The 22611-nt window shown below is 67.1% G+C and carries 24 protein-coding genes and 2 pseudogenes; 10 read left to right on the top strand and 16 right to left on the bottom strand.

Annotated elements, in window-relative coordinates; all coding sequences use genetic code 11:
• Positions 1-45: 45 nt before the first annotated feature.
• From CEX88_RS22640 to fadD5, 3 genes are all read right to left on the bottom strand, one after another.
• Complete coding sequence (locus CEX88_RS22640; RefSeq protein ID WP_094295229.1) at positions 46-915, bottom strand: MlaE family ABC transporter permease; 870 nt, start codon at positions 913-915, stop codon at positions 46-48.
• A 1-nt stretch (position 916) separates the two neighbouring features.
• Complete coding sequence (locus CEX88_RS22645; RefSeq protein WP_094295230.1) at positions 917-1714, bottom strand: MlaE family ABC transporter permease; 798 nt, start codon at positions 1712-1714, stop codon at positions 917-919.
• Positions 1715-1926: 212 nt separating this feature from the next.
• The gene (fadD5, locus tag CEX88_RS22650) at positions 1927-3597 is read right to left on the bottom strand and encodes a fatty-acid--CoA ligase FadD5 (RefSeq protein WP_094295231.1); all 1671 of its coding nucleotides are present in this window, start codon (positions 3595-3597) and stop codon (positions 1927-1929) included.
• A 136-nt stretch (positions 3598-3733) separates the two neighbouring features.
• Between fadD5 and CEX88_RS22655 the strand changes: the two genes are divergently transcribed.
• Complete coding sequence (locus CEX88_RS22655; RefSeq protein ID WP_066841974.1) at positions 3734-4426, top strand: GntR family transcriptional regulator; 693 nt, start codon at positions 3734-3736, stop codon at positions 4424-4426.
• Positions 4427-4731: 305 nt separating this feature from the next.
• The gene (locus CEX88_RS22660) at positions 4732-5070 is read left to right on the top strand and encodes a hypothetical protein (RefSeq protein ID WP_094295267.1); all 339 of its coding nucleotides are present in this window, start codon (positions 4732-4734) and stop codon (positions 5068-5070) included.
• 10 nt (positions 5071-5080) lie between these two features.
• Here CEX88_RS22660 and CEX88_RS22665 read toward each other — a convergent pair whose 3' ends face one another.
• Together CEX88_RS22665 and CEX88_RS22670 are read right to left on the bottom strand one after the other, a co-directional pair.
• Complete coding sequence (locus tag CEX88_RS22665) at positions 5081-5521, bottom strand: SRPBCC family protein (protein ID WP_066841977.1); 441 nt, start codon at positions 5519-5521, stop codon at positions 5081-5083.
• 16 nt (positions 5522-5537) lie between these two features.
• Complete coding sequence (locus CEX88_RS22670; protein WP_094295233.1) at positions 5538-5975, bottom strand: acyl-CoA thioesterase; 438 nt, start codon at positions 5973-5975, stop codon at positions 5538-5540.
• 391 nt (positions 5976-6366) lie between these two features.
• On the opposite strand from CEX88_RS22670, the gene CEX88_RS22675 reads away from it, so the two are divergent.
• Complete coding sequence (locus CEX88_RS22675; RefSeq protein ID WP_094295234.1) at positions 6367-7473, top strand: alcohol dehydrogenase catalytic domain-containing protein; 1107 nt, start codon at positions 6367-6369, stop codon at positions 7471-7473.
• Between the two features lie 3 nt (positions 7474-7476).
• Here the strand turns inward: CEX88_RS22675 and CEX88_RS22680 are convergent, their stop codons facing one another.
• Positions 7477-9273, bottom strand: a complete 1797-nt coding sequence (locus tag CEX88_RS22680) for an acyl-CoA dehydrogenase (RefSeq protein WP_094295235.1) — start codon at positions 9271-9273, stop codon at positions 7477-7479.
• Positions 9270-9953, bottom strand: a complete 684-nt coding sequence (locus tag CEX88_RS22685; protein WP_066841983.1) for a TetR/AcrR family transcriptional regulator — start codon at positions 9951-9953, stop codon at positions 9270-9272. The genes CEX88_RS22680 and CEX88_RS22685 overlap by 4 nt, the downstream gene beginning before the upstream one ends.
• Before the next feature lie 134 nt (positions 9954-10087).
• Here CEX88_RS22685 and CEX88_RS26155 point away from each other — a divergent pair.
• Positions 10088-10201, top strand: a pseudogene (locus tag CEX88_RS26155) (CAP domain-containing protein); the annotation flags it as partial.
• On the opposite strand, the gene CEX88_RS22695 reads toward CEX88_RS26155, so the two are convergent.
• Genes CEX88_RS22695 through CEX88_RS22715 form a run of 5 tightly spaced genes read right to left on the bottom strand, consistent with a single transcriptional unit; the run spans position 10198 to position 14298 of the window.
• A complete protein-coding gene (locus CEX88_RS22695) occupies positions 10198-10725 on the bottom strand; it encodes a DUF2231 domain-containing protein (RefSeq protein ID WP_094295236.1) in 528 nt (175 codons plus the stop codon). The pseudogene CEX88_RS26155 and the gene CEX88_RS22695 overlap by 4 nt on opposite strands.
• A 42-nt stretch (positions 10726-10767) precedes the next feature.
• Complete coding sequence (locus tag CEX88_RS22700; RefSeq protein WP_066841985.1) at positions 10768-11385, bottom strand: DUF3159 domain-containing protein; 618 nt, start codon at positions 11383-11385, stop codon at positions 10768-10770.
• A 29-nt stretch (positions 11386-11414) separates the two neighbouring features.
• Positions 11415-12848: an NAD(P)(+) transhydrogenase (Re/Si-specific) subunit beta gene (locus CEX88_RS22705; protein ID WP_064427985.1), complete on the bottom strand. Its 1434-nt coding sequence runs from the start codon at positions 12846-12848 to the stop codon at positions 11415-11417.
• Positions 12845-13183 (bottom strand): NAD(P) transhydrogenase subunit alpha part 2, encoded by a 339-nt coding sequence (locus CEX88_RS22710; protein ID WP_064394622.1) that lies wholly within the window; start codon positions 13181-13183, stop codon positions 12845-12847. The genes CEX88_RS22705 and CEX88_RS22710 overlap by 4 nt, the downstream gene beginning before the upstream one ends.
• Positions 13183-14298 (bottom strand): Re/Si-specific NAD(P)(+) transhydrogenase subunit alpha, encoded by a 1116-nt coding sequence (locus CEX88_RS22715; RefSeq protein WP_094295237.1) that lies wholly within the window; start codon positions 14296-14298, stop codon positions 13183-13185. Before CEX88_RS22715 ends, CEX88_RS22710 begins: the two co-directional genes overlap by 1 nt.
• A 114-nt stretch (positions 14299-14412) precedes the next feature.
• Between CEX88_RS22715 and CEX88_RS22720 the strand changes: the two genes are divergently transcribed.
• Both CEX88_RS22720 and CEX88_RS22725 read left to right on the top strand, forming a co-directional pair.
• Positions 14413-15309, top strand: coding sequence for a DUF4436 domain-containing protein (locus CEX88_RS22720; RefSeq protein WP_202931619.1), 897 nt, complete (start codon positions 14413-14415; stop codon positions 15307-15309).
• Between the two features lie 69 nt (positions 15310-15378).
• A complete protein-coding gene (locus CEX88_RS22725; protein WP_094295238.1) occupies positions 15379-16518 on the top strand; it encodes an acyl-CoA dehydrogenase family protein in 1140 nt (379 codons plus the stop codon).
• Here the strand turns inward: CEX88_RS22725 and CEX88_RS22730 are convergent.
• Together CEX88_RS22730 and CEX88_RS22735 are read right to left on the bottom strand one after the other, a co-directional pair.
• On the bottom strand, positions 16508-17713 hold the full coding sequence (locus CEX88_RS22730; RefSeq protein WP_066841996.1) for a sensor histidine kinase: 1206 nt from the start codon (positions 17711-17713) through the stop codon (positions 16508-16510). The two genes, CEX88_RS22725 and CEX88_RS22730, sit on opposite strands and share 11 nt — an antisense overlap.
• Before the next feature lie 7 nt (positions 17714-17720).
• Positions 17721-18371 (bottom strand): response regulator transcription factor, encoded by a 651-nt coding sequence (locus CEX88_RS22735; RefSeq protein ID WP_197696723.1) that lies wholly within the window; start codon positions 18369-18371, stop codon positions 17721-17723.
• Positions 18372-18550: 179 nt separating this feature from the next.
• Here CEX88_RS22735 and CEX88_RS22740 point away from each other — a divergent pair, with 179 nt between their 5' ends.
• Positions 18551-18793 carry a hypothetical protein gene (locus tag CEX88_RS22740; RefSeq protein WP_066841998.1) on the top strand — a complete coding sequence of 81 codons (243 nt, stop codon included), beginning with the start codon at positions 18551-18553 and terminating at the stop codon, positions 18791-18793.
• Between the two features lie 56 nt (positions 18794-18849).
• Here CEX88_RS22740 and ahpD read toward each other — a convergent pair whose 3' ends face one another.
• On the bottom strand, positions 18850-19383 hold the full coding sequence (gene ahpD, locus CEX88_RS22745; protein WP_094295239.1) for an alkyl hydroperoxide reductase AhpD: 534 nt from the start codon (positions 19381-19383) through the stop codon (positions 18850-18852).
• A gap of 2 nt (positions 19384-19385) precedes the next feature.
• Positions 19386-19973, bottom strand: a complete 588-nt coding sequence (locus CEX88_RS22750; protein WP_064394629.1) for a peroxiredoxin — start codon at positions 19971-19973, stop codon at positions 19386-19388.
• A 217-nt stretch (positions 19974-20190) separates the two neighbouring features.
• Between CEX88_RS22750 and CEX88_RS22755 the strand changes: the two genes are divergently transcribed.
• The 3 genes and pseudogenes from CEX88_RS22755 to CEX88_RS22765 all read left to right on the top strand — a co-directional run bounded on the left by CEX88_RS22755 (position 20191) and on the right by CEX88_RS22765 (position 22604).
• Positions 20191-20445 carry a hypothetical protein gene (locus CEX88_RS22755; RefSeq protein WP_094295240.1) on the top strand — a complete coding sequence of 85 codons (255 nt, stop codon included), beginning with the start codon at positions 20191-20193 and terminating at the stop codon, positions 20443-20445.
• A 35-nt stretch (positions 20446-20480) separates the two neighbouring features.
• Positions 20481-21695: pseudogene (locus CEX88_RS22760) on the top strand (acyl-CoA dehydrogenase family protein); the annotation flags it as partial.
• A gap of 105 nt (positions 21696-21800) precedes the next feature.
• Entirely contained in the window at positions 21801-22604 is an 804-nt protein-coding gene (locus CEX88_RS22765; RefSeq protein ID WP_068196403.1) for a tyrosine-protein phosphatase, read from the top strand.
• The last annotated feature ends 7 nt before the right edge of the window (positions 22605-22611 follow it).

The raw sequence follows: 22611 nt of genomic DNA on the forward strand, positions 1-22611 counted from the left end.
TTGTAGGGCGGGGTGCGGGGGTTGTTGAGGGGGGCGGTCATGGCGCTACACCGTCAGGTTGAAGTTCGGGTCGACGCCGTAGAGCGCCAACGAGGCGAACAGGACCACACAGACGATCGCCACCAGCGATGCGCGCATCGAGCGACCGACGGCCTCGCCGACGCCCACCGGGCCGCCGCTGGCGAAGTAGCCGTAGTAGCAGTGGTTGAGCATCACGATCACCGAGATGATCACTGCCTGGATGAACGACCAGAAGACGTCGTCGGGACGCAGGAACGTTCGGAAGTAGTGCTCGTAGGTGCCGATCGACTGGCCGTAGAAGATCGTAGTGGTCACCTGAGCGGACAAGAAGCTCATGATGATCGCCATCGCGTACAGCGGGATGATCACGATGAAGCCGGCCATGATCCGCGTCGACACCAGATACGAGATCGACTTGATGCCCATCACCTCGAGCGCGTCGATCTCCTCGCTGATGCGCATCGCGCCCAGCTCGGCGGTCGCGCCCGCGCCGACCGTGGCGGCCAGCGCCTGACCCGCGACGACCGGAGCGGCGATGCGCACGTTGATCAATGCGGCGAAGAAGCCGGTGAACGCCTCGACACCGATGTTGCCCAGTGAGGCGAAGCCCTGGATCGCGACCAGCGACGAACCCGACAGTGTCACGAAGCCGACGATCGCGACCGTGCCGCCGATCACGGCCATCGCGCCCGTGCCCATGCCGATTTCGGCGATCAGGCGCAGCGTCTCCTTGCGGTAGTAACGCAGTGCGTGGCCGATCGACCCGACCGCGGTGATGATGAACCACGCGACGTGCCCGACGCTGTCGAGGAACCGCGCCGGTGCGCCGGCGACGCTTTGGGCACGGCTGAACCCCCGCGGAAACCGAGAACGCAGGACCGTTGTCGTCGACACGTCAGCTCCCTGTTCCGAACCGAACACCGATCGTGGTCAGGACCACGTTGACCGCGAACAGCGCGATGACGCAGAGCACCAGGGTCTCGTTGACCGCGGTGCCGACGCCCTTCGCGCCACCGGCGACCGTCAGGCCGCGATAACAGCCAACCAGGCCGGCGATCAGACCGAACGTCATGGCCTTGATGATCGAGATGAGGACCTCGGGCAGTCCGGTGATCAGGGTCAGCGTCGAGACGTACGCGCCCGCCGAGACGTTTTGCAGGTAGACGCCGAAGATGAAGCCACCGACCAGGCCGACCGTGATCACCGCGCCGTTGAGCAACAAGGCGACGAAGGTGGAGGCGACGACGCGGGGCACCACCAGCCGGTGGATCGGGTCGATCCCAAGCACCTCGAGCGCGTCGATCTCCTCGCGGATGGTGCGCGCTCCCAGGTCTGCGCAGATGGCGGTCGAGCCCGCCCCGGCGACCACGAGCACCGTCACCAGTGGCCCGAGCTGCGTGACGGCGCCGATGGCCGCCCCCGCACCGGAGACGTCGGCGGCGCCGAACTCGGCCAACAGGATGTTGAGCGTGAAGATCAGCAGCACGGTCAACGGGATGGAGACCGCCAGCGTCGGCAGGAACGCGACCCGCATCAAAAACCAGCTCTGCAGGATGAACTCGCGCCACTGGAACGGCGGCTTGAGCAGTGCCTTACCGACGAGAACGCACATGCGCACGAAGCCGCCGACCGCCTCCAGGCCGGGTCTGACCTGATCGCGTACGTAACCGACAACGCCGGTCGACGCCGTCACCAGTGTGCTCCCGTGGCGCAACGGCGACTGTCGCGGTGCACCGGCAGCCCCTGTCGCACGACCCCTCCTTGCCCCGACCTGATTGTTGTTATCCCCGTCTCGCTACCAGTCGGTAGTAAGACAGACCACAGGAATGTACCCGATGCGATTCCCGCCGTGCAGGGCATCGGGCGGATTGTGCCCGTAACCGTTAGCAAACCCGATTCCGTTCTCTAATTCGGCTGTGGCGCAGCAGAAACCGTTCCCTCAGAGCTACTTTCAGCGGCGTCAGCCCACCTGTCGGCCCCAAACCGCGCGCGCAGTTCGGTTTTCAGGACTTTGCCGGCGGGGTTGCGCGGCAACGCATCAACGACCTCGACGGCCTTCGGATGCTTGTACCGGGCGAGCCGTTCGTCGAGGAACGCGTCGAGCTCGCGCAGGTCAAGGTCGGTCTGCTCGGCCGCGCCGAGGGCGACGACCGCGACGGGGACCTCGCCCCATTTCTCGTCCGGGCGCCCGATGACGGCGACCTCCGCGATCGCCGGGTGGGCGGCGAGCGCGTTCTCGACTTCGGCGCAGTAGATGTTCTCTCCGCCGGAGATGATCATGTCCTTCTTGCGGTCGACCACCCAGACGTAGCCCTCCTCGTCCTGGCGGACGAGATCGCCGGAGTGAAACCACCCGCCAGCAAACGCTTCGGCGGTGGCCTGGGGATTGTTCCAGTAGCCGGCCATGAGAGTCGGTGCGCGGTAGACGATCTCGCCGACCTGACCGATCGGCACATCGTTCATGTCCTCGTCGACCACACGCGCCGCGACGGTGGGGATCACCTTGCCGACCGATCCGAGTTTGCGGATCGCGTCCTCGCCCAACAGCATGCAGGTCACCGGCGACATCTCCGTCTGGCCGAAGGCGGCCAGGATCTGGGTGCCGGGGAAGGTCTCGGCCATCTGGCGCAGCAGGGTGTCCGACGCCGGCGCGGCGCCCCAGGACAACACCCGCAGCCGCAGCTGACGCGGCCGTGCCTTCTGCGCGGCGCACACCGCCTGCCACTGCGCGGGCACGAGGAAGATCCCGGTCACCTGCTCGGCTTCGAGGACGTCGAGCAGCTCATCCGGATTGAAGGCGCCCAGCGGATAGATGACCGTCGGCCGGCCCAGCAGCAGGCCGGGGATCATGTTGCCGATACCGGCGATGTGGAACATGGGCACGCCGATGAACCCGACGTCGTTGTTGATGTCGGCGCCGTTGGTGAACAGGAACGTCAGCGCCTGGCCGGCGATGTTGGTGTGGGTGAGCACCGCGCCTTTGGGCCGGCCCGTAGTGCCGGAGGTGTACATGATCAGCGCAGGGGAGTCGTTGGGGATGTCGACGACCGTCGCCGGCTCACCGGACTCGGTGATCAGGTCGTCGTAGCCGAGCACGTCGTTCTCGGTGGCGCCGCCGGCCACGATGACGGTGGTCAGCGTCGAGTCGATGTCGCGGACCGCGGTGGCGACGGTGGCCAGGACCGCCTCGGTGATGACGACCGTGGCTTGGCAGTCACTGACCAGGTACGCGATCTCGGGCGGGGTCATGCGGAAGTTGACCGGTACCGCGACCGCACCGAGCTTGTTGACCGCGAGGAACGCCTCGACGTACTCGGTGCGGTTGAGCATCAGGATCAGCACCCGGTCGCCGAAGCTCACCCCGCGGCGGCTCAACGCGCCGGCCAGCCCGTTCACCCGCTCGTCGAGCTCACGCCAGGTCGTGGTCTTGCCGAGGTGGCGCAAGGCGGTGGCGTCGGGCTGCATCAGCGCATGGCGGGCTAGCTGGTTCGTCCAGTTCTGCCTGCGGGCGAGGTACGGCTGTGTAGTGGGGTCGGGTTCCGGCGGGGGAAGGGAACTCACCTGCTGCTGCTCCATCGAATCTCGGGGGTTGCGCGCGTTTGACATTTGATCAAACATGGTGTTGCCCCGGTCACACTATGGCCTCGGCCGCTTGGGTACAAGCCCTCGTCATTTCCTCGTCGTTGATGGCCAGAACGCACCGGAGAACACAGTGAACGCACCCACCGCACGGCTTCCCAGGCCGCCGCGGGGAGTGCGGCGTGAACAACTGTCCGACGAGGTCGCGGCGCGTCTGCGCGCCGACATCATGACAGGCGTGTTGCGGCCGGGCACCTTCATCAGGCTCGACGAGACCGCCGCGGCGCTCGGAGTGAGCATCACCCCGGTGCGCGAGGCGCTGCGCACGCTGCGCGGTGAGGGCATGGTGCAGCTCGAACCGCACCGCGGCCACGTGGTGGTGCCGCTGTCACGCGCCGACGTCGAGGACATCTTCTGGCTGCAGGCTTCGATCGCGCGGGAGCTCGCGGCCACGTCCACCCAACGCATCACCACCGACGAGATCGACGAGTTGGACCGGCTCAACGACGACTTGGAGCTCGCCGTCTCACGCCACGACGTCGAGGAGATTGCTGCCGCGGAGTTCGTGTTCCACCGCGCGTTCAACCGCTCGAGCGGCCGGATCAAGCTGGCCTGGTTCCTTCTGCACGTCGCGCGCTATCTGCCCGGGCAGATCTACGCGGGCGACCCGCAGTGGGGGGTTTCGGCGGTGGCGACGCACCGCGAGCTCATCGCGGCGCTGCGCCGACGTGACGTCGACACCGTGGTCGCACTGACGGCCGGCGAGTTCACCGACGGGGCCCAGCGGCTGATCGCGCGCCTCGACGAGACGGGGTTGTGGAGCTGAGGCTCCAGGACGAGACTCGCCTTCGCAGACCGGCTGCCAGAGACCGGTCGTTGCAGACCGGAGGACCCAGATCGGCGCCTTGCGCAGATCATCCGTCCGCAGGACGACAGCTGCCCACCATTTAGACGAGTGCCCGCCTATCAGCGAAAATTTCGCTGGCAGCGAATTTTTCGCTGCGAGGTGGGCACCTTGGCGAATGGTCGGCAGTCGATATGCCCGGCGGTGGCGAGCCGCCTGCGGACCGCCTGGGGATGATGCGCCGCGGCGGGCCGAAACTGTCGGTCGCTCGCGGCACAGTCGTGGCCATGGCCAGCAAGCGGAACATCTACGGCGTCGAACTGCGGTACGTGCTGACGTTCCATCTGTCCCAGCACGGCCCCACGACGATTCCCGACTTGATCGACGCACTCGACTACTACAACTTCGCACTCCCCGGACCGGCCCCCAAGTGGGTCTCCGACGCCTTGCGCTGGGAGATGGCACACGGCCGCGTGCGGCGGGTGCGGCGCGGACTCTACGGCCCGGGTGACACCCCGCGCTCGACCGCAGACCGGATTCGCAAGCGGGTGCTCGACCTGCGGGCCGAAGCCGACATGCTCGCGGGCCGCGACTTTGAGAAGTGGCTGGATACGCTGCCCGATTGACGAACCGGCGCTACTTGGAGGCCAGTTGTTCGGCGCGGGCCTTGAGGTTGTCGGCCAAGTAGTCCAGCGTGTCCCCGATCGCCTTCTTCACCATCTGCTTCGGGATGGGCAGCTTGGTCTCGACGTCGAGGTCGACGGTCAGCAGCGAGGTGGGGCCCATCGGAACCACCGAGAACTTCTGCTCCTGCTTGTCGAAATGATCGCCCTGCTGCAGCACCGTGAAGATCTGGTTCTCGCCCGGGTAGTAGACCGCGGTGATGAACGTGCCCGCCTGCCCCTGCACGACGACGTCGAGACGTAACTGGCTGGGCCGGCCGTCGTCGTACCGGGCCAGCACCCAGCACCCTTTGATCTCTTCGTTCCACTGGGGGTAGGCCTCGAAGTCGGCGACGATCCCCATGATCGCCTCGGCGGAGGCCGCCACCTCGACGGTTTTACTCACGAGCGGCATCCGACGAGCATATCGACTACTCCACGCGCGCCGTTTCCAGCAGCTCGCGGATCGACGCCGGGATCGGCACCGGCCGCCGACCGCCCCGGTCCACATAGACGTGCACCCAGTGCCCGACCGCCGCGGTCGGGCCGTCGTGCTGCCAGAGCCCTAACCGGTAGGTGACGCTGCTGGTGCCCAGCCGGGTGACCGCCAGTCCGACCGTCAGCGGATCCGGGAACCGAAGCTCGGCCAGGTACCGGCACCCCGATTCGGCCACGACGCCGAGCCAGGGCACGGTCAGCGGGTCGATCCCGAGGCTGGTGTTGATCCAGCCGTTGATCGCCGAGTCGAACAGCGCGTAGTACACCGCGTTGTTGAGGTGGCCGAACATGTCGTTGTCGGCCCACCTGGTGGTCACAGCCCAGTGCACCGGGAAGTCCGCGCTGGGGTGTGTCTGCTCGCTACCGGTCATGGCAGCAGTCTCGCAGTCAAGGCAGTCAGGTGCGTGTCGCCCGTCCCATGGCGAGCGGGTGGACGATCGCCGGCATGCCGCGCCAAACGACGTTCTGGGCCGAGACCGTGAAGCCGCTGGCGCGCAGGCGCCCGACGGTGTCGCGGTTGCAGCCACGCAGCCGATTGCGGCTTTCCGCAAGGTTCGCTGCTCGACCTCATATCGGCGACTTCAGTCATGTCGCAAACGTAGGAGTGGGCATGTGGCGCACGCATCGCCCGATGCGGCCATCCTCTGCAGATGGCCCCTTTCGGCTACCTCAAAGGAGTCCGAGTCGCGCGGCTTCCGCGACGGCGGCATCAGCCACGCCACTGGATTGTCGACTCAGCAGACGTGACGGCAAGCTGTAGAGATGAGAATTCGCGGCGCCGTGCTCGAACAGATCGGCCTGCCGAGGCCGTACGCGGAGTCGAAACCCTTGACGGTCGGCGAACTCGACCTCGCCGCGCCCGGCCCCGGGGAACTGCTGGTGCAGGTGGAGGCCGCGGGTCTGTGTCACTCCGACCTGTCGGTGGTCGACGGCAACCGTGTACGGCCCGTGCCCATGCTTCTCGGCCATGAGGCGGCCGGGATCGTCGAAAAGATCGGCGCCGGCGGGTCCGACCTGGAGGTCGGCGCCCGCGTGGTGATGACGTTCCTGCCTCGGTGCGGTGAGTGTCCGGCGTGTGCGACGGACGGTCTCACGCCCTGCGAGCCGGGTTCGGCGGCCAACGGGGCAGGCACGCTGATGACCGGTGAGCGCCGGTTGTCGCGCGACGGCGAACCCGTCCATCACCATCTCGGCGTCTCCGGTTTCGCAACCCACGCAGTCGTCGACCGCCGTTCGGTCGTGCCGGTGCCCGACGACGTGCCCGCGGCGGTGGCGTCGCTGCTGGGCTGCGCGGTGCTGACCGGGGGCGGTGCGGTGATCAACGCCGGCCGACCGCGAGCGGGCGACACCGTGGCCGTCGTCGGCCTCGGCGGCGTCGGGATGGCCGCGGTACTCACCGCACTGGCTGCCGACGACGTCCGTGTGGTCGGCGTCGACCAGCTGCCCGACAAACTCGAGCGGGCCCGCGGCCTCGGGGTGCACGAGGCGTACACCCCGGAGGCGGCTCGTGACAGCGGGTTCAAAGCCGCCGTCGTGATCGAGGCGGTCGGTCATCCGAGCGCCCTGGAAACCGCGGTGGAGCTCACCGCCGCGGGGGGTCGCACGGTGACGGTCGGCCTGCCTCCACCCGATGCGCGGGTATCGTTGTCGCCCTTGGGTTTTGTCGCCGAGGGACGCTCGCTGATCGGCAGCTACCTCGGTTCGGCGGTCCCCTCCCGCGAGATCCCCCACTTCGTCGAATTGTGGCGTGCGGGACGGTTGCCGGTCGAGTCGCTGGTGTCGTCGACGATCACGCTCGACGAAATCAACTCCGCCATGGACGAACTGGCCGGTGGCCGCGCCGTGCGTCAGGTCATCCGCTTCGGGTAGAGGTCAGAACCAGCGCTCGTGCATGTCCAGCGTGGTGCGGTCCAGGCTGGCGAGAAGGTCGAGTTGCGGTGCGGTCTTGGGTAGTTCGTAGCGAAAGAAGTAGCGGGCGGCTTGACGCTTGCCGTCATAGAAGTCTCCGCTGTGATCGTGCGCGGCGATCTCCTGCTGCAGCCACATCCAGGCGACGACGATGTGGCCGAACGCCTCGAGGTAGATCACGCTGTTGGCCATCGCGGCCTCGACGTCGCCGGAGCCGAACATCTCGGCGGTGACGGCGGTGAGGCGCTGCAATGCGGCATCCAACAGACTTGCGTGTTCGGTGATCCGGCCGCCGAGCGGGCCGGCCTCGGCAGCCGTCGCTCCGATGGCCGCACCCAGCGCCGCCAGCCCGGCACCCCCGCGCGCAGGGACCTTGCGGCCCAACAGGTCCAGGCTCTGGATACCGTGTGTCCCTTCGTGGATCGGGTTGAGCCGGTTGTCGCGGTAGTGCTGCTCGACGTCGTATTCGCGGGTGTAGCCGTAGCCACCGTGCACCTGGATCGCCAGGCTGTTGGCCTCCAGACACCATTGCGAGGGCCAACTCTTGCCGACCGGTGTCAGCATCTCGAGCAGCAACGTGGTGCTGTCGCGCTCCTCATCGGAGGCCGCGCTGTGCTGGAGGTCGACGAGCTTGGCGCAGTACAGCAGCAACGCCAACCCCCCTTCGGCATAGGCCTTCTGGGCCAGCAGCATTCGCTTGACATCGGCGTGCTCGATGATCGGCACCTGGGGTGTCGACGGGTCCTTGTCGCTGACCGGTCGCCCCTGTGGGCGCTCGCGGGCGTACTGAACCGACTTGAGATAGCCGGTGTAACCGAGCGCCACCGCACCCATCCCGACGCCGAGGCGCGCCTCGTTCATCATCGTGAACATGTAGGCGATCCCGCGGTGCGGCTCACCGACGAGGTATCCGACCGCGCCCGGCTGCCCGCCGGGTGTGTACGCGCCCTCGCCGAGGTTGAGCACCGTGTTCGTGATACCACGTTGACCCATCTTGTGGTTCAGCCCGGCCAGGACGACGTCGTTGCGCTCGCCGATCGCGCCGTCGCCGTCGGTCAGGTACTTGGGCACGATGAACAGCGAGATGCCCTTGGTTCCCGGTGGGCCGCCGGGGATCTTGGCGAGCACCAGGTTGACGATGTTGTCGGTGAGTTCGTGTTCGGCACCCGAGATCCACATCTTCGATCCAAACAGCCGGTAGGTGCCATCGTCGGCCGGTTCGGCGCGGGTGACGATGTCGGCCAGCGACGAACCCGCCTGGGTCTCCGACAACGCCATGGTGCCCGAGAACCGCCCGGCCAGCATCGGTTTGACGAACTCCTCGACCTGCTCGTCGGTGCCGAAGCGGGCCAGCAGGTTGGCGTTGGCCATCGTCAGCATCAGATAGCCCGTCGTGCTCAGGTTGGCCGCCGAAAACCAGGCGAAGGCGGCCTGCGCCACGGTTGCGGGCAGCTGCGCGCCGCCGAGACGGTGTTCCATCGACATCGCGATGAGGTCGGCCTCGGCGAACGCATCCCAGGCCTCCTTGACCTCGGGGATGACGGTCACCTTCTCGCCGTCGAAGGTCGGCTCGTTGGCATCGCTCTTCTTGTTGTGCGGCGCGAAGTACCGCGTCGCCAATTGCTCGCAGAGCTCCAGCACCGCGTCGAAAGTCTCGCGCGAGTGTTCGCCGAACCGCTCGCGCTCGGTCAACTCCTCGACCTTCAACCACTCATACAGCAGGAAGTCGAGGTCGCGGCGCGACAGCAGCAGTGACTTCACGGTGCGGTCGCGGTGTCGGGTTCCCCGGGCAATGCGTCGACCTCGATGCCCAGCGGCGACTCAGTGCGCACGGTCTCGTCACGGATCAGACCGCGCAGCAGCGCCGTGCTGAACTCGACCGCGATCTCCTGTGCGGTACGCCTGCCGTGCGGCCGCAGCCAGCGGTAGGCGCCCAATGTCATGCCGATGTAGCCGAGCGCGAGGACGTGCGAATCGCAGTCGTAGAACTCGCCGCTGGCGATGCCACGGTCGATGACGTCGCGCACGTGTTCGTAGACCTGCGTCTCCTTCTCCCGGATATAGGCCACCTGGTCTTCGGTGAACCACTCGCCGATGTAGGGGCCCTCCTGGAAGTAGACGGCAGCGCGTTCGATATCGCTGGCGATGCCGACGAGCAGCCGGCGGGTGAAGTGGTAGATCGTTTCGCGCGCGGACGCCGACGGGTCGTCGTGCAGCGCGTCGACGGTGAAGTCGGCGGCACCCTTGTAGATGTCGTAGAGGATCAGCGACTTGCTGGCGTAGTAGTGGTAGACGGTCGCCTTGTTCAGGCCGACCGCGTCGGCGACGTCGTCCATCCGGGTGCCGTGGTAGCCGCGCGCAGCGAAGAGCTTGGTCGCGACCGCCAACAACTCGTCGCGACGGGTCCTCCCGTTCGGGGTGGCGGCGTCCGCAGAGGGCATGGCGACTCACTATATGCAGGCCGGAACCTCGTCCGGGTGTCAATCAACTGGTTGGAAGTGTAGGTGTTGGGGGTGTCGCCGGCCGCACGGCGGGTCTAGACTTCGGTCATTACCGGCCGCACTCGAGAGGTGACCCCATGGATCCGAATCCGGACTATGACGCGAGCGACGAGCTGGAGTACGGCGTGAACTGGTTCGCGTGGATTCTTCGCGGGGTGTACCCGCCGCCTGCTTATCCGCCGGTTTAACCCGTCAACTGCCAGCGGTGCACACCCGCGCCCTGGGCGTAGGACAGATGTCCGCCGAGCGCGCCGCCCACTGAGACCGCGGTCAAGCCGAGCACGCTGAACGTGCGCGCCGCACCCACCTTGCCGCGCTTGTACTTCCGATAAGCCACCCAGAACGCCACTGCCGCGACCGTGTTGCCCGCCGCGTGCAGGAGGCCGACTCGCCTCTGCCGCGTCCCCAGCGTGGGAAACTCCGCCAGCCCGGCCAGCACTGCGGGCGGTGTCGCGGCCAGCCCGATCGCGATCAGCTGCCGCGCGGCGTCGCGGTCCTTGAACAGTAGATCCAGCACCATCGACGACATCCACGCGCCGATCGGCAGGGTGACCATCAGCGGATGTGTGGGGTGCCCCAGCCACGAGCCGCGCAGTCCCCGTGCCAACGCGCCGTCACCGAGCATCCGGTCGACAGCATCGGCCGTCCGGTCCGCGACCGCGTCGAGTGAGTCGGCCGATTCGGGCATCTGAAGAAGCGCGTGCATGTCCATGCCGTCCGGTTACCCGACCGGCGCCGGCTGAATCGCCCGCTGTTAGGCAGCGCGCGGCAGCGTGCGCAGCGCCGTGCGGATCGCGAGGTAGATTACCGACGAGGTGATCACGAAGATCGGCCACCCCATCGCGACACGGGCCACCGCGAGCAGTCCCTCCCGGTCGGTGTCGTAGAGGTAGTACTGCACCAGAAAGCGCGACCACGACGACGTGGCCATCACCGCGGTGGCGATGTCAAAAGCCAGGCGCACCCGTGGGACCTGCCGCCAGGCACTGTCGCGTCCGGTGATCCACGCCCACACGACTCCGACCAGCGGACGCCGCACCACCAACGACGTGGTGAACGCGATCGCCAGACCGAGGTACATCCAGATCCCCGGCAGATAGAAGTCCTTGGCGCGGCCGGTGATCAAGGCCACGACCGCGCAGACCGCCACCCCGGCGAAGCCGAACAGGGCGGGCCGTATCGAACCTCGTTGCAGCAGTTGCGCGATCGCCACGAGGGCCGCGGCGCCCACGGCGGCTCCTGTGGCCACCAGCAGGCCCAACGTCGGCGACGATACCGCGAACACCGCGACCGGCAGCGCGGAGTAGACCAGTCCGCGCACGCCGCCCGCACGGGCCAGCAGGACCTCGACCGGCGAACGTCGCTCCGTCACCCGCTTGAGCTTACGGCTCGCAGGTAGCGCTAGAGCGCCTTGAGTTCCTCGATCACCGAGGTGACCGACTTCTTGGCGTCGCCGAACAGCATCGAGGTCTGGTCGAGGAAGAACAACGGGTTCTCGATGCCCGCGTAGCCCGCGTTCATCGACCGCTTGAGCACGATCACCGAACGCGACTCGTCGACGTTGAGGATCGGCATGCCGTGAATCGGGCTCGACGGGTCGTTACGCGCGGCCGGATTGGTGACGTCGTTGGCGCCGATGACCAAAGTGACGTCGGTGCGGCCGAATTCGCCGTTGACGTCGTCCATCTCCTTCATCGAGTCGTACTCGACGTCGGCCTCGGCCAGCAGCACGTTCATGTGCCCGGGCATACGGCCCGCGACAGGATGGATGGCGTACTTCACCTCGACGCCTTTGCTTTCCAACAAGTCGGCCATCTCTTTGACGGTGTGCTGGGCCTGCGCGACGGCCAGCCCGTAACCGGGGACGACGATCACCTGGTTGGCGTAGGCCATCTGGATCGCGGCGTCCGCGGCGGAGGTGGCCTTGACCGTGCCCTGGTCGCCCCCCGGCCCGGCCACCGCCTCGGCGCCGCCGCCGAAGGAGCCGAACACGATCGCCGGAATCGACCGGTTCATCGCCACGGCCATCAGGTTGGTCAGGATCGAACCCGATGCGCCGACGATCATGCCCGCCACGATCATCGCGGTGTTGTCCAGCGCCAGACCCGCTGCGGCCGCGGACAATCCAGTCAGCGCGTTGAGCAACGAGATGACGACCGGCATGTCCGCGCCGCCGATAGGGAACACCACGAACAGGCCCATCAGGCCGGCGAACACCAGGACCAGGGCGATCGCCCACCCGGGGCTACCGGTTCCGGCGTTGAGCCCGATGTAGATCGCGGCGGCGGTCGCACCGAGCAGCAGCACGACGTTGGCGGCCTGAAACACCTTCGCGGAAGCGACAAGTCGCTTCTCGACGTTCTTGGGGATCGACTCCTGCAGTTTGAGGAACGCCACCAGCGAACCCCAGAACGACACCGACCCGATGATCGCGGCCAGCAGCGACCCCGCCACCAACGCCACCGTCGGATGCTGGTCGGGCGTGAAATGCGCGAAGCCATCGGTCTCGATGAACTCCGCCCACGCGATCAACGCGACCGTGCCCCCGCCGACGCCGTTGAACAGCGCCACCAACTGCGGCATCGCGGTCATCTTGGTCTTCTTGGCCGGTGGCACACCGAGAATCACGCCGAGCGCCAATCCGGCCGCGATCAGCACCCAGTTGATCGGCGCGGTGTCGCGCACCTTGATCAGCGTGGCGATCACGGCGATGGCCATACCGGTGGCCGCGATCCAGTTGCCCCGCACCGCGGTTTTGGGTCCGGTCAGCCCGGACAGGCCGAGGATGAACAGCGAGAACGCGACGATATAGAGGACGGTGACCAGATAGTTCACTTGTCAGCCGCCTCAACAGCTTTGGGCTCGGTGTTCTGGGCGGGCCTTCGCCCTTTGAACATCCCCAGCATCCGGTCGGTGACCAGGAAGCCGCCGATCACGTTGAGCGTGCCGAAGATCAGCGCCACGAAGGCGATCGTCCGCACACCCCATGGCGCGTCTGCGGGCAGATCGCCCAGCACGATCAGCGCACCGAGCACCACGATGCCGTGGATTGCGTTGGTGCCCGACATCAGCGGTGTGTGCAAGGTGTTGGGCACCTTGGAGATCACGGCGAACCCGACGAACCCGGCGAGCACCAGGATCGCGAGATTGGCCAGCAGGTTGTCGTACATCAGTTTTCTCCCCGGGTGACGCAGGAGGCCGCCACCACCTCGTCATCGAAATCGGGCATGAGCTTGCCGTCGCTGATCAGTAGCTCCAGCAGCGAGGTCAGGTTCTTCGAGTACAGCTCGCTGGCGTGTTCGGGCATGGTGGCCGGAAGGTTCAGCGGTGAGGCGATCGTGACGCCGTGGCGGACCACGGTCTGCCCCGGCTCGGTGAGCTCGCAGTTGCCGCCCGTCTCGCCGGCGAGGTCGACGACCACGCTGCCCGGCTTCATCCCCTCGACCGCGGCGGCCGTCACCAGTCGGGGCGCCGGCCTGCCGGGCACCAGCGCGGTGGTGATCACGACGTCGAAGCCGGTGATCGCCTGCTCCAGTTCCTTCTGCTGTTGTGCGCGTTCCTCGTCGGACAGCTCGCGGGCATAGCCGCCCTCCCCGGCCGCCTCGATGCCCAGCTCGAGCCACTGCGCGCCGACCGAGCGGACCTGATCGGCCACCTCGGGGCGCACGTCGTAGCCGGTGGTGCGCGCGCCGAGCCGCTTGGCGGTGGCCAGCGCCTGCAGCCCCGCCACGCCGACGCCGAGCACCAGCACCGACGCCGGTTTCACGGTGCCTGCGGCCGTGGTGAGCATCGGGAAGAACCGCGTCGACTCCGAAGCCGCCAGCAGCACGGCCTTGTAGCCCGCAACGTTGGCCTGTGACGACAGCGCGTCCATCACCTGGGCGCGCGAGATGCGCGGGATCGCCTCGACGGCGAAGGCCTGCACACCTGCGGCCTTCAGGGCGGCGATCTGGTTGTCGTCGTTGCGTGGGGCGAGGAAACCGATCAGCGTCTGCCCGCTCGTGAGCTTGGCGACCTCTTCGGCGGTCGGCGGCGCAACTTTGACCACGACGTCGGTCCTCCATGCGTCACCGAACGTCGCGCCCGCTGCGGTGTAGAGGTCGTCGGGCAGAAGGGCCCGCTCGCCCGCGCCGGACTCCACGACGACGGCGACACCGCTCTTCACCAGCGACGCGACGGCCTTCGGCACCAACGCGACGCGGCGCTCGTCGGCTTCTGATTCGCGTACCACCCCAACCGTCGGGGCCGCCCCGGCGGCGACATCAGCATGCGTCTGCTCTGTCATGACGGAACACCTTAACCGCTACCGCTGGTCACATCTAAATCGGTACGGTCAGTCGCGGATTTCCACCGGCACGGCGCACCGGAAACGGCGCCGGCGCGAATTAACATCCCGAAGGTGCCGGAAGCGTCGTTGCCGAAGTCCCGTAATCGCCGACGCGCACGGCTGGCCGACATCGCCACGGTGCTGATCATCCTGGTCGTCTACATCACGTCGCTGGTCGGTTATCACTATCTCTCCGGCGAGCCCGTCTCATTGGGTCCTCCTGACCTCGGAGACAGCGGAGACAACATCGTCCAGGTCACCCTGTCGGAACTGCACACGGTCGCCAACCAGATCGACGTCGAGGTCGTGGTCTTCCCGTCGGACAACCACATGAACGACGACCTCAACGTGGTCAACACCGATATCGCGGTGCGGCTGTTCATCAACGAGATCAACATCGACATCGACGACCTGCAGACGCCGAGGGGCCAGTTGCCTGCCCAGATCAGCGCCACGCTGTCCGCGAAGGGCGACCCGGACAAGTGGCCTTTCGACTCGTACACGGTCGGCGCTCTGGGAGCCGACATCATCGTCGGAAGCGGTGACGACCGCACGTTCGAGCCCGCTCGGGTGGTGGTGACCGGCGGACTCGACGGGTGGGACATCACCAGCACGCGAAGCGGGCCGGCCACCCAGTCGGCTGACGACGGCGACTACGAGACGGTGACGTTGAAGCGCGCGAAGGGACCGCTCGCCTTCGATGTGGGCCTGTGCCTGGTGTTGATAACCCTGCCCGCGCTGGCTCTCTTCGTGTCGATCGAGATGCTGCGCGGGCGGCGCAACTTCCTCCCGCCCTTCGGCACGTGGTACGCCGCGTCGCTCTTCGCGATCATTCCTATCCGCAACTTCATGCCCGGCGCGCCGCCGCCGGGCGCGTGGATCGATCAGATCCTGGTGCTGTGGGTGCTGCTCGCGTTGACCGGGGCGATGGTGCTGTACTTCGCCGCCTGGTGGCGACGCAGCGACTGACGGCGCGGTAGCCGCCGGCCGGGCCCGCCTATGGTGGTCTCGACCAGTACAACCACGGGAGGCCATCGGATGGCTGTCGACCGGCTGCTGCCCACCCCGGACGCCGATGATCTGATCGCGCTGACCCGCGACATCGCCGACAAGGTGCTCGACCCGATCGTCGACGATTACGAGAAGGCTGAACGCTATCCCGAAGGCGTGATGGCGCAGCTGGGTGCGGCCGGACTGCTGAGCCTGCCCCAGCCCGAGGAGTGGGGCGGTGGTGGGGTTCCCTACGAGATCTACCTCCAGGTGCTCGAGGAGTTGGCGGCCCGGTGGGCGGCCGTCGCGGTGGCGGTCAGCGTGCACAGCCTGTCGTCGCATCCCCTGCTGATGTTCGGCGCCGAAGAGCAGAAGCGGCGCTGGCTGCCCGGCATGTTGTCGGGTGAGCAGATCGGGGCCTACAGCCTGTCGGAGCCGCAGGCTGGTTCGGACGCAGCGGCGTTGCGCTGCGCGGCTGCCAAAGCCGAAGACGGCTATGTCATCAACGGCTCCAAGTCGTGGATCACCCACGGCGGGCGTGCCGATTTCTACACGTTGTTCGCGCGCACGGGCGAGGGCTCGAAGGGCATTTCGTGTTTCCTGGTGCCCGGTGACTTGCCCGGACTGAGCTTCGGCAAGCCCGAGGAGAAGATGGGCCTGCACGCGATCCCGACCACCTCAGCGTTCTACTCCGACGCCCACATCGACGCGGACCGGCTGATCGGCGCCGAGGGCCAAGGCCTGCAGATCGCCTTCTCCGCACTAGATTCCGGGCGGCTGGGCATCGCCGCGGTCGCCACCGGGCTGGCCCAGGCCGCGCTCGAGGAGGCGGTCGCCTACGCCAACGAGCGAACGACGTTCGGGCGCAGGATCATCGACCATCAGGGCCTCGGCTTCCTGGTGGCCGACATGGCCGCCGCGGTCGCCAGTGCGCGGGCTACGTACCTGGACGCGGCGCGTCGACGCGATCAGGGCCGGCCGTACTCACAGCAAGCCAGCGTCGCCAAGCTGATCGCCACCGACGCCGCTATGCAGGTGACCACCGACGCGGTGCAGGTGTTCGGCGGTGCCGGTTACACCCGCGACTACCGCGTCGAGCGGTACATGCGGGAAGCGAAGATCACCCAGATCTTCGAGGGCACCAACCAGATTCAGCGCCTCGTCATCGCCCGCGGCCTCACGTCCTGATCTCGGCCGGTTCACCGAGCGACGGTTCGGGCGGCGAGGTAACCGTGACCTGCGTGCCGTAGCCCTGTTCCGAATTCACCCGCATTGACCCGCCCATGGCGTCGAACCGGACCAGCAGTGAGCCCAGGCCGATATGACCGTCGGCGACGTACTGCTCGATGATCGCCGGGTCGAACCCCTTGCCGTCGTCGGAGACCGTCAGCACGACTCGGTCCCCTCGCCGCGTCAGTCCCACCCGCACCGTTGTCGCGTCGGCGTGCTTGTGGATGTTGGCCAGCAGTTCGCGGGCCGCCCGATAGAGCAACTGCTGCGAGTCGGGCTTGCCCACATCGTCGAGGTCCGCCTCGATCTCGTAGTGACCGCGGGATTCGAACTGTCGCAACAACTCTCGTAGCGCTGGAGTGAGACCCAGCTGGGCCAGCACTTGAGGGTGCAATTGGGTCACCGTCGAGCGCAGCGCCGCGGCGGTCTGCTGCAACGCCTCGCGAACCGCTTCCAACGCGGGATCGTCGTTGTGTTCCTGAAGTTCGTCGAGTTCGAGGCGCGCCGCGAGCAGTGTCTGCAGCGGTCCGTCGTGGAGATTCTCGGCGACCTCCCGGTTGTGGCGCTCGTCGGCCTGCATCGCCTCGGAGACCAGTTGGCGCCGCACCGCCTGCAGCTTCGCCACCCGGGCCTGGCGGCGGACCAGCACGACGCACAGTGCGGTCATCGCCACCGCGCCCCACACCAGGAAGCCGAACTGGGTGTAGACGACATCGGGCAACCCGACCGAGTCGTCGCGTTTTGAGTACACCACCCAGGCCCCGAGATAGGCCGTCGCCGTGCCGATTCCGAGCAGCGCGGTCAGCATGGGTCGGTCCTGGAACGCGACCGCGATGGGCAGCAGGAAGAAGACGGGGAGCAGCGCGGCGGTGGCGCCACCGGAGACCAGGCACAGCACCAGGATCATCAGGACGTCGACGCCGGTGGACGCCCAGCCTCCCCACCAGGGCACCGGGCCGCGCAACACCGCGACGAGCCACAGCACGGCCGCCACCGCCCATATCCCGAGCACCACCGCGTACAGCCCGGGAAGCCAGTGGTCGACCTCCCAGATCAGCACCAGCACAGCGATCAGCGCGAGCAGCGGCAGCCGCAGCACCGCGGAAACGCGCACGGGCTCCGCAGCGAAGAAGCCCGCGATCCGGTCCACCACGACGGCGTCAGTCCAGCAGCTTGCGGCGCATCGCCTCGGCGACGGCCGCGCCACGGTCGTTGACGCCGAGCTTCTCGTAAAGCCGCTGCACGTGGGTCTTCACCGTCGATGGCGCCAGGAACAGCTGCTTGGCCATCGCCGGGATGCTGGTCCCGGACGCGATCAGCCGGAGCACCTCGCGTTCCCTCGGGCTCAGCGTCGGGCCGTTGGGTTCGGAGCGCTTGCGGATCTCACCGGCCAGGCCGGCGGCCAGGCTCGGTGCGACGACATCTCGTCCCTTGGCGCAATCGAGTACTGCGTTGACGAGCTCCGCCCTAGTGGATTCCTTGGGCAGGAATCCCGCCGCGCCGTTCTGCAGTGCCTGATACACGATCGCGGACTCGTCGTGCGCGGAGACGAGCAGCACCCGGGTGGGCAGCTCGTCCCGTATGACAGCGGCCGCCACCTCGGACCCGTCGATGCCCGGCATCCGGTAGTCCAGCAGGGCCACCTGCGGGGAATGCTCGCGGATGGCCTGGAGCGCGGTCGCTCCGTCGTCGGCCTCGGCAACCACCTCGATCTGGCCGCTGGAGACCAGCGCGCGGACCACCCCGTCGCGAAACATCGGATGGTCGTCACCCACCACCACCCGGATCTTGTCACCGGCCGTGCTGCTCACCACGCGATCAGCTTGGCATAGCGGCGCGTTCACTTCCCCCATTTGGGGGACACGAGATTCATCCGGTTCGACCGCCGTTCGCCGGACATACAACGGGCCCGCGCTGCAGCACTCTTGAGTCATCGCCGGAATTACCCGGTCGGCCAGACCAAAAAGCAAGAACCAAAGGAGAATTCGAAATGAACACTAACACCACTCGCCGCTTCGCCCGCGTCGTCGCGCTGCCGGTCCTCGGGGCCGGAATCCTCGCCGGGGCACTCGGTTTCGCCGGAGCCGCCAGCGCGGGTACCTACACCCCCGACAACACCCCGCGGCCGGGCATCGTCGCCACGCCGAACGTCCACGCTCCTGGAGTCCAGTCGGGAACGCACGGCCACCGGATCGACCATATCGAGGTGGAGCAGCCGACCTGGCACCGCTGAGGCGCAACGAGCGAAGCGGGGGCACCCTACCGGTGCCCCCGCTTTCTCGTGTCAGGTCAGACCGAGGTCAGGACCTCGGCGGTCTGCAGCGCCTGGCCCACGCCGGAGACGATCGAGGCCAACCGGATCGCCTCGAAGATGACCGTGCGTGACACGTCAGCGTCGCGCAGGGTCTTCTCGTGCGCTGCGACGCAATGGCCGCATCCGTTCATCGCCGACACCGCCAGCGACCACAGCTCGAAATCCTCCTTGGCGACACCGGGATTGCCGATGATGTTCATCCGCAGCCCGGCCCGCAGGTCGTCATAGGCGCCGTCGAGCTGGCCCTTGGTGCGGTAGAAGACGTTGTTCATCCCCATGATCGCGGCCGCCCCGAGGGCGGCGTTGTAGGCCTCCTGGCTCAGGATGTCCAGAGCGTCCTCGGCGATCTCACGCATCAGTCGCTCGTTTTTGGTCGCCGCGGCGGTCGCCACCAGGGCGCCCCACAACTGCTCCTCGGACAGCTCGGTCGTCTTGACGATGCTGCCGAAGTTGAGCTTCAGGTCCTTGGCGTACTCCGGAAGCGCTTCCTTGATGCTGTCGATGCTCATGGTTACACCGCCTCTGCCAGCAGCTCGGCCGGCTTGATCGTGGGATCACCCTTCTTCCAGTTGCAGGCGCACAGCTCGTCGGACTGCAGCGCGTCGAGCACGCGCAGCACCTCGTCGACGTTGCGGCCCACGGATCCTGCCGTCACCGACACGAACTGGATCTCGTTGTTCGGGTCGATGATGAACGTCGCCCGGTCGGCCACGCCGTCGGCGTTGAGCACACCGGTCGCCAGCGACAACTCGCGCTTGAGGTCCGAAGCCATCGGGAACGGCAGCTTCTTGAGGTCCTCGTGCTGAGCGCGCCACTGGAAGTGGACGAACTCGTTGTCGACGGACACGCCGATGACCTTCGCGTCGCGGTCCTCGAAGTCGTCGTTGAGCTTGCCGAACGTGGCGATCTCCGTCGGGCACACAAAGGTGAAGTCCTTCGGCCAGAAGAAGACGATCCGCCACTTGCCCTCGTGGTCCTCGCTGGTCACGCGGGTGAAATAGTCATCGGGCTGCTTGGCATCGACCTCGGAGAGGTCACCGCCGACCACCGCCGCCATGTCGTACCTGGGGAACTGGTCACCGATTGTCAACAATGCCATTCGCGAGCACCATCCTTATCGCTTAGTTTGGATTCAGTCCAGATTACGTATTCGATACTCGGCCTTTCTCGGTGCGAAGGCAAGCTAAACGAACGTGATTGTGGCCACACCGGCGCCGTGAAATAGGTTCGCTGTCAGCGTATTTCGGGGTCCATCGGGACGGAGGCATCGCAGAGTGCGCGAACCCTCGCGCCAGCGACGTTGCTACGGTCGATGGATGTCGAACATCTCCGAGAACGACCGCATCGAGGACGTCACGCCCGGCGACATCGTCCTCGTCGACCGCGGCGCCGAACCCGTCCCGTCCAAGGTGGTGCATAAGGACGTCAACGACGGCACGGCCGTCATCACCTACGAGCTCGACGACGGTACGACGTTCCAGGTCGAATACGCAGCGGGCACCCAGGTGACCCGCAGCCTGGAGGCCAAGTGGGAGTCCGGGCAAAGCCCGACGCAGCACAAACCCGTCTGAGGAGGTGACATATCGTGGCGGGCATGGACTTCGCGATGTCGGCCAAGGCTCAGGACTACCACCAGCGCCTGGGCGAATTCATGACGGAATCCGTCTTCCCCGCCGAAGCCGAGTACCACCGCTACCGCGAAGAGGCCGGTCCCAAGGACCACACCGTTCCGCCGATCGTCGAGGACCTCAAGAAGCTCGCCAAGGAACGCGGGCTGTGGAATCTGTTCCTGCCCGCCGAGTCGGGTCTGAGCAACCTCGAGTACGCGCAGCTTGCCGAGCTGACCGGTTGGAGCATGGAGATCGCGCCCGAGGTCACCAACTGCGCGGCCCCCGACACCGGCAACATGGAGACGCTGCACCTGTTCGCCAATGAGCAGCAGCGCAAGCAATGGCTCGAACCGCTGCTGGCCGGCGAGATCCGCAGCGCCTTCGCGATGACCGAACCCGCGGTCGCCTCCAGCGACGCCCGCAACATCGAGACCACGATGCTGCGCGACGGCGACGACTACGTCATCAACGGTCGCAAGTGGTGGATCACCGGCGCGGCCGATCCGCGCTGCAAGATCATGATCGTGATGGGCCGCACGAATCCGGATGCGGCCAGCCACCAGCAGCAGTCGATGATCCTCGTGCCGACCGACACCCCGGGCGTCGACATCCAACGTTCGCTTCCGGTGTTCGGCTACCAAGACCAGCACGGGCATTGCGAGATCGTCTTCGACAACGCGAGGGTGCCGGCCGAGAACCTGCTCCACGAAGAGGGCAGCGGGTTCGCGATCGCCCAGGCCCGCCTCGGCCCGGGGCGTATCCACCACTGCATGCGCGCGATCGGCGCGGCCGAGCGGGCGCTGGCGTTGATGATCGACCGTGTGCAGAACCGCGTGGCGTTCGGCAAGCCGCTGTCCGAGCAGGGGGTGGTGCGCGAGTCGATCGCCAAGTCGCGCAACCAGATCGACCAGGCCCGCCTGCTGTGCCACAAGGCGGCGTGGACCATCGACGAGCAGGGCAATAAGAGCAAGGACGCGCAGGTGCTGGTCGCCCAGATCAAGGCGGTCGCCCCGCAGATGGCGTGTGACGTCATCGACCGTGCGATCCAGGTGCACGGCGGTATGGGGATCTGTGACGACGTGCCCCTGGCCCGGCTGTACGCCTGGCACCGCGCGATGCGGCTGTTCGACGGGCCGGACGAGGTGCATATGCGGACCATCGCCCGCGCCGAACTCGGCAGGGAGAAAAGCGCTTTCGCGACGGCGGCGAGCCGCCAATCGGGTCCCGCGGCGAGCCGCCAATCGGGTCCAGCGGCGAGCCGCCAATCGGGTCCCGCGGCGGCCGGAGGCGCGGCGGTGGCCGGAGGAGCCGGATAGGTGGCGGGCAACCCCGACGCCCTGTCAGGGGCGTGGAACTTCCGCGACATCTCCGAGGAGACCGGTATCAGACCCGGGCAGTTCTTCCGGTCCAGCGAGCTGAGCGGTCTGGACGAGGTGGGCCGCGAGCTGTTGCGCCGGTTGAACATCACCGATGTCGCCGACCTGCGCTCGGATCGTGAGGTCGAGCGGCGCGGGCCCGGGCGGGTGCCCGACGGCGTCGCGATACACCGGCTGCCGTTTCACGAGCTTGCCAAACCCGGCGCGGAGGCGCCGCATGAGCAGAGCTTCCAGCGCATGATGACCGAAAAACCCGACGACGAAGACGTGGCGGTGGCTGCGGGCCGGTTCATGACCGAGGAGTACCAGAAGTTCCCGACGCTGCCCGGTGCGCATTTGGCTGTGCGCCAGGTCATTTCGATGCTCGCCGGGCAGCGCCCGGTCATCGCGCACTGCTTCGCCGGTAAGGACCGCACGGGCTTCACGGTCGCAACCGTGCTCGAGGCGGTCGGTGTGCAGCGCGATGCCATCCTGGCCGACTTCCTGCGCAGTAACGAGGCAGTACCGCAGCTTCGCGAAAGCATCCTCGAGTCGATCCGCAACCGGTCAGAGGACACCACCGACGAAATCGTCACCTTCGCCGAGGCGCGGCTTACCGAGGAGGTGCTCGGCGTGCGCGAGGACTACCTCGAAACCGCCCGACGCTCGATCGTCGAGAACTACGGCTCGGTGCGGGGCTACCTCGAGGCCGCCGGCGTCACCGACGATGAGGTCGTGCGGCTGCGCACCGTCCTGCTCGGCTGAAATCCGG

Origin of the sequence: Mycobacterium neumannii, assembly GCF_002245615.1 — a bacterium.
Lineage (GTDB): Bacteria > Actinomycetota > Actinomycetes > Mycobacteriales > Mycobacteriaceae > Mycobacterium > Mycobacterium neumannii_A.

What these genes read in the sequence shown, in the direction of transcription:
- fadD5 (WP_094295231.1), bottom strand. Translation starts at nt 3,597, where the DNA reads ATGGAGCAGCAGCAGGTGAGTTCCCTTCCCCCGCCGGAACCCGACCCC.
- CEX88_RS22660 (WP_094295267.1), top strand. Translation starts at nt 4,732, where the DNA reads ATGGCCAGCAAGCGGAACATCTACGGCGTCGAACTGCGGTACGTGCTG.
- CEX88_RS22665 (WP_066841977.1), bottom strand. Translation starts at nt 5,521, where the DNA reads ATGCCGCTCGTGAGTAAAACCGTCGAGGTGGCGGCCTCCGCCGAGGCG.
- CEX88_RS22670 (WP_094295233.1), bottom strand. Translation starts at nt 5,975, where the DNA reads ATGACCGGTAGCGAGCAGACACACCCCAGCGCGGACTTCCCGGTGCAC.
- CEX88_RS22675 (WP_094295234.1), top strand. Translation starts at nt 6,367, where the DNA reads ATGAGAATTCGCGGCGCCGTGCTCGAACAGATCGGCCTGCCGAGGCCG.
- CEX88_RS22685 (WP_066841983.1), bottom strand. Translation starts at nt 9,953, where the DNA reads ATGCCCTCTGCGGACGCCGCCACCCCGAACGGGAGGACCCGTCGCGAC.
- CEX88_RS22695 (WP_094295236.1), bottom strand. Translation starts at nt 10,725, where the DNA reads ATGGACATGCACGCGCTTCTTCAGATGCCCGAATCGGCCGACTCACTC.
- CEX88_RS22710 (WP_064394622.1), bottom strand. Translation starts at nt 13,183, where the DNA reads ATGTACGACAACCTGCTGGCCAATCTCGCGATCCTGGTGCTCGCCGGG.
- CEX88_RS22715 (WP_094295237.1), bottom strand. Translation starts at nt 14,298, where the DNA reads ATGACAGAGCAGACGCATGCTGATGTCGCCGCCGGGGCGGCCCCGACG.
- CEX88_RS22725 (WP_094295238.1), top strand. Translation starts at nt 15,379, where the DNA reads ATGGCTGTCGACCGGCTGCTGCCCACCCCGGACGCCGATGATCTGATC.
- CEX88_RS22740 (WP_066841998.1), top strand. Translation starts at nt 18,551, where the DNA reads ATGAACACTAACACCACTCGCCGCTTCGCCCGCGTCGTCGCGCTGCCG.
- ahpD (WP_094295239.1), bottom strand. Translation starts at nt 19,383, where the DNA reads ATGAGCATCGACAGCATCAAGGAAGCGCTTCCGGAGTACGCCAAGGAC.
- CEX88_RS22750 (WP_064394629.1), bottom strand. Translation starts at nt 19,973, where the DNA reads ATGGCATTGTTGACAATCGGTGACCAGTTCCCCAGGTACGACATGGCG.
- CEX88_RS22755 (WP_094295240.1), top strand. Translation starts at nt 20,191, where the DNA reads ATGTCGAACATCTCCGAGAACGACCGCATCGAGGACGTCACGCCCGGC.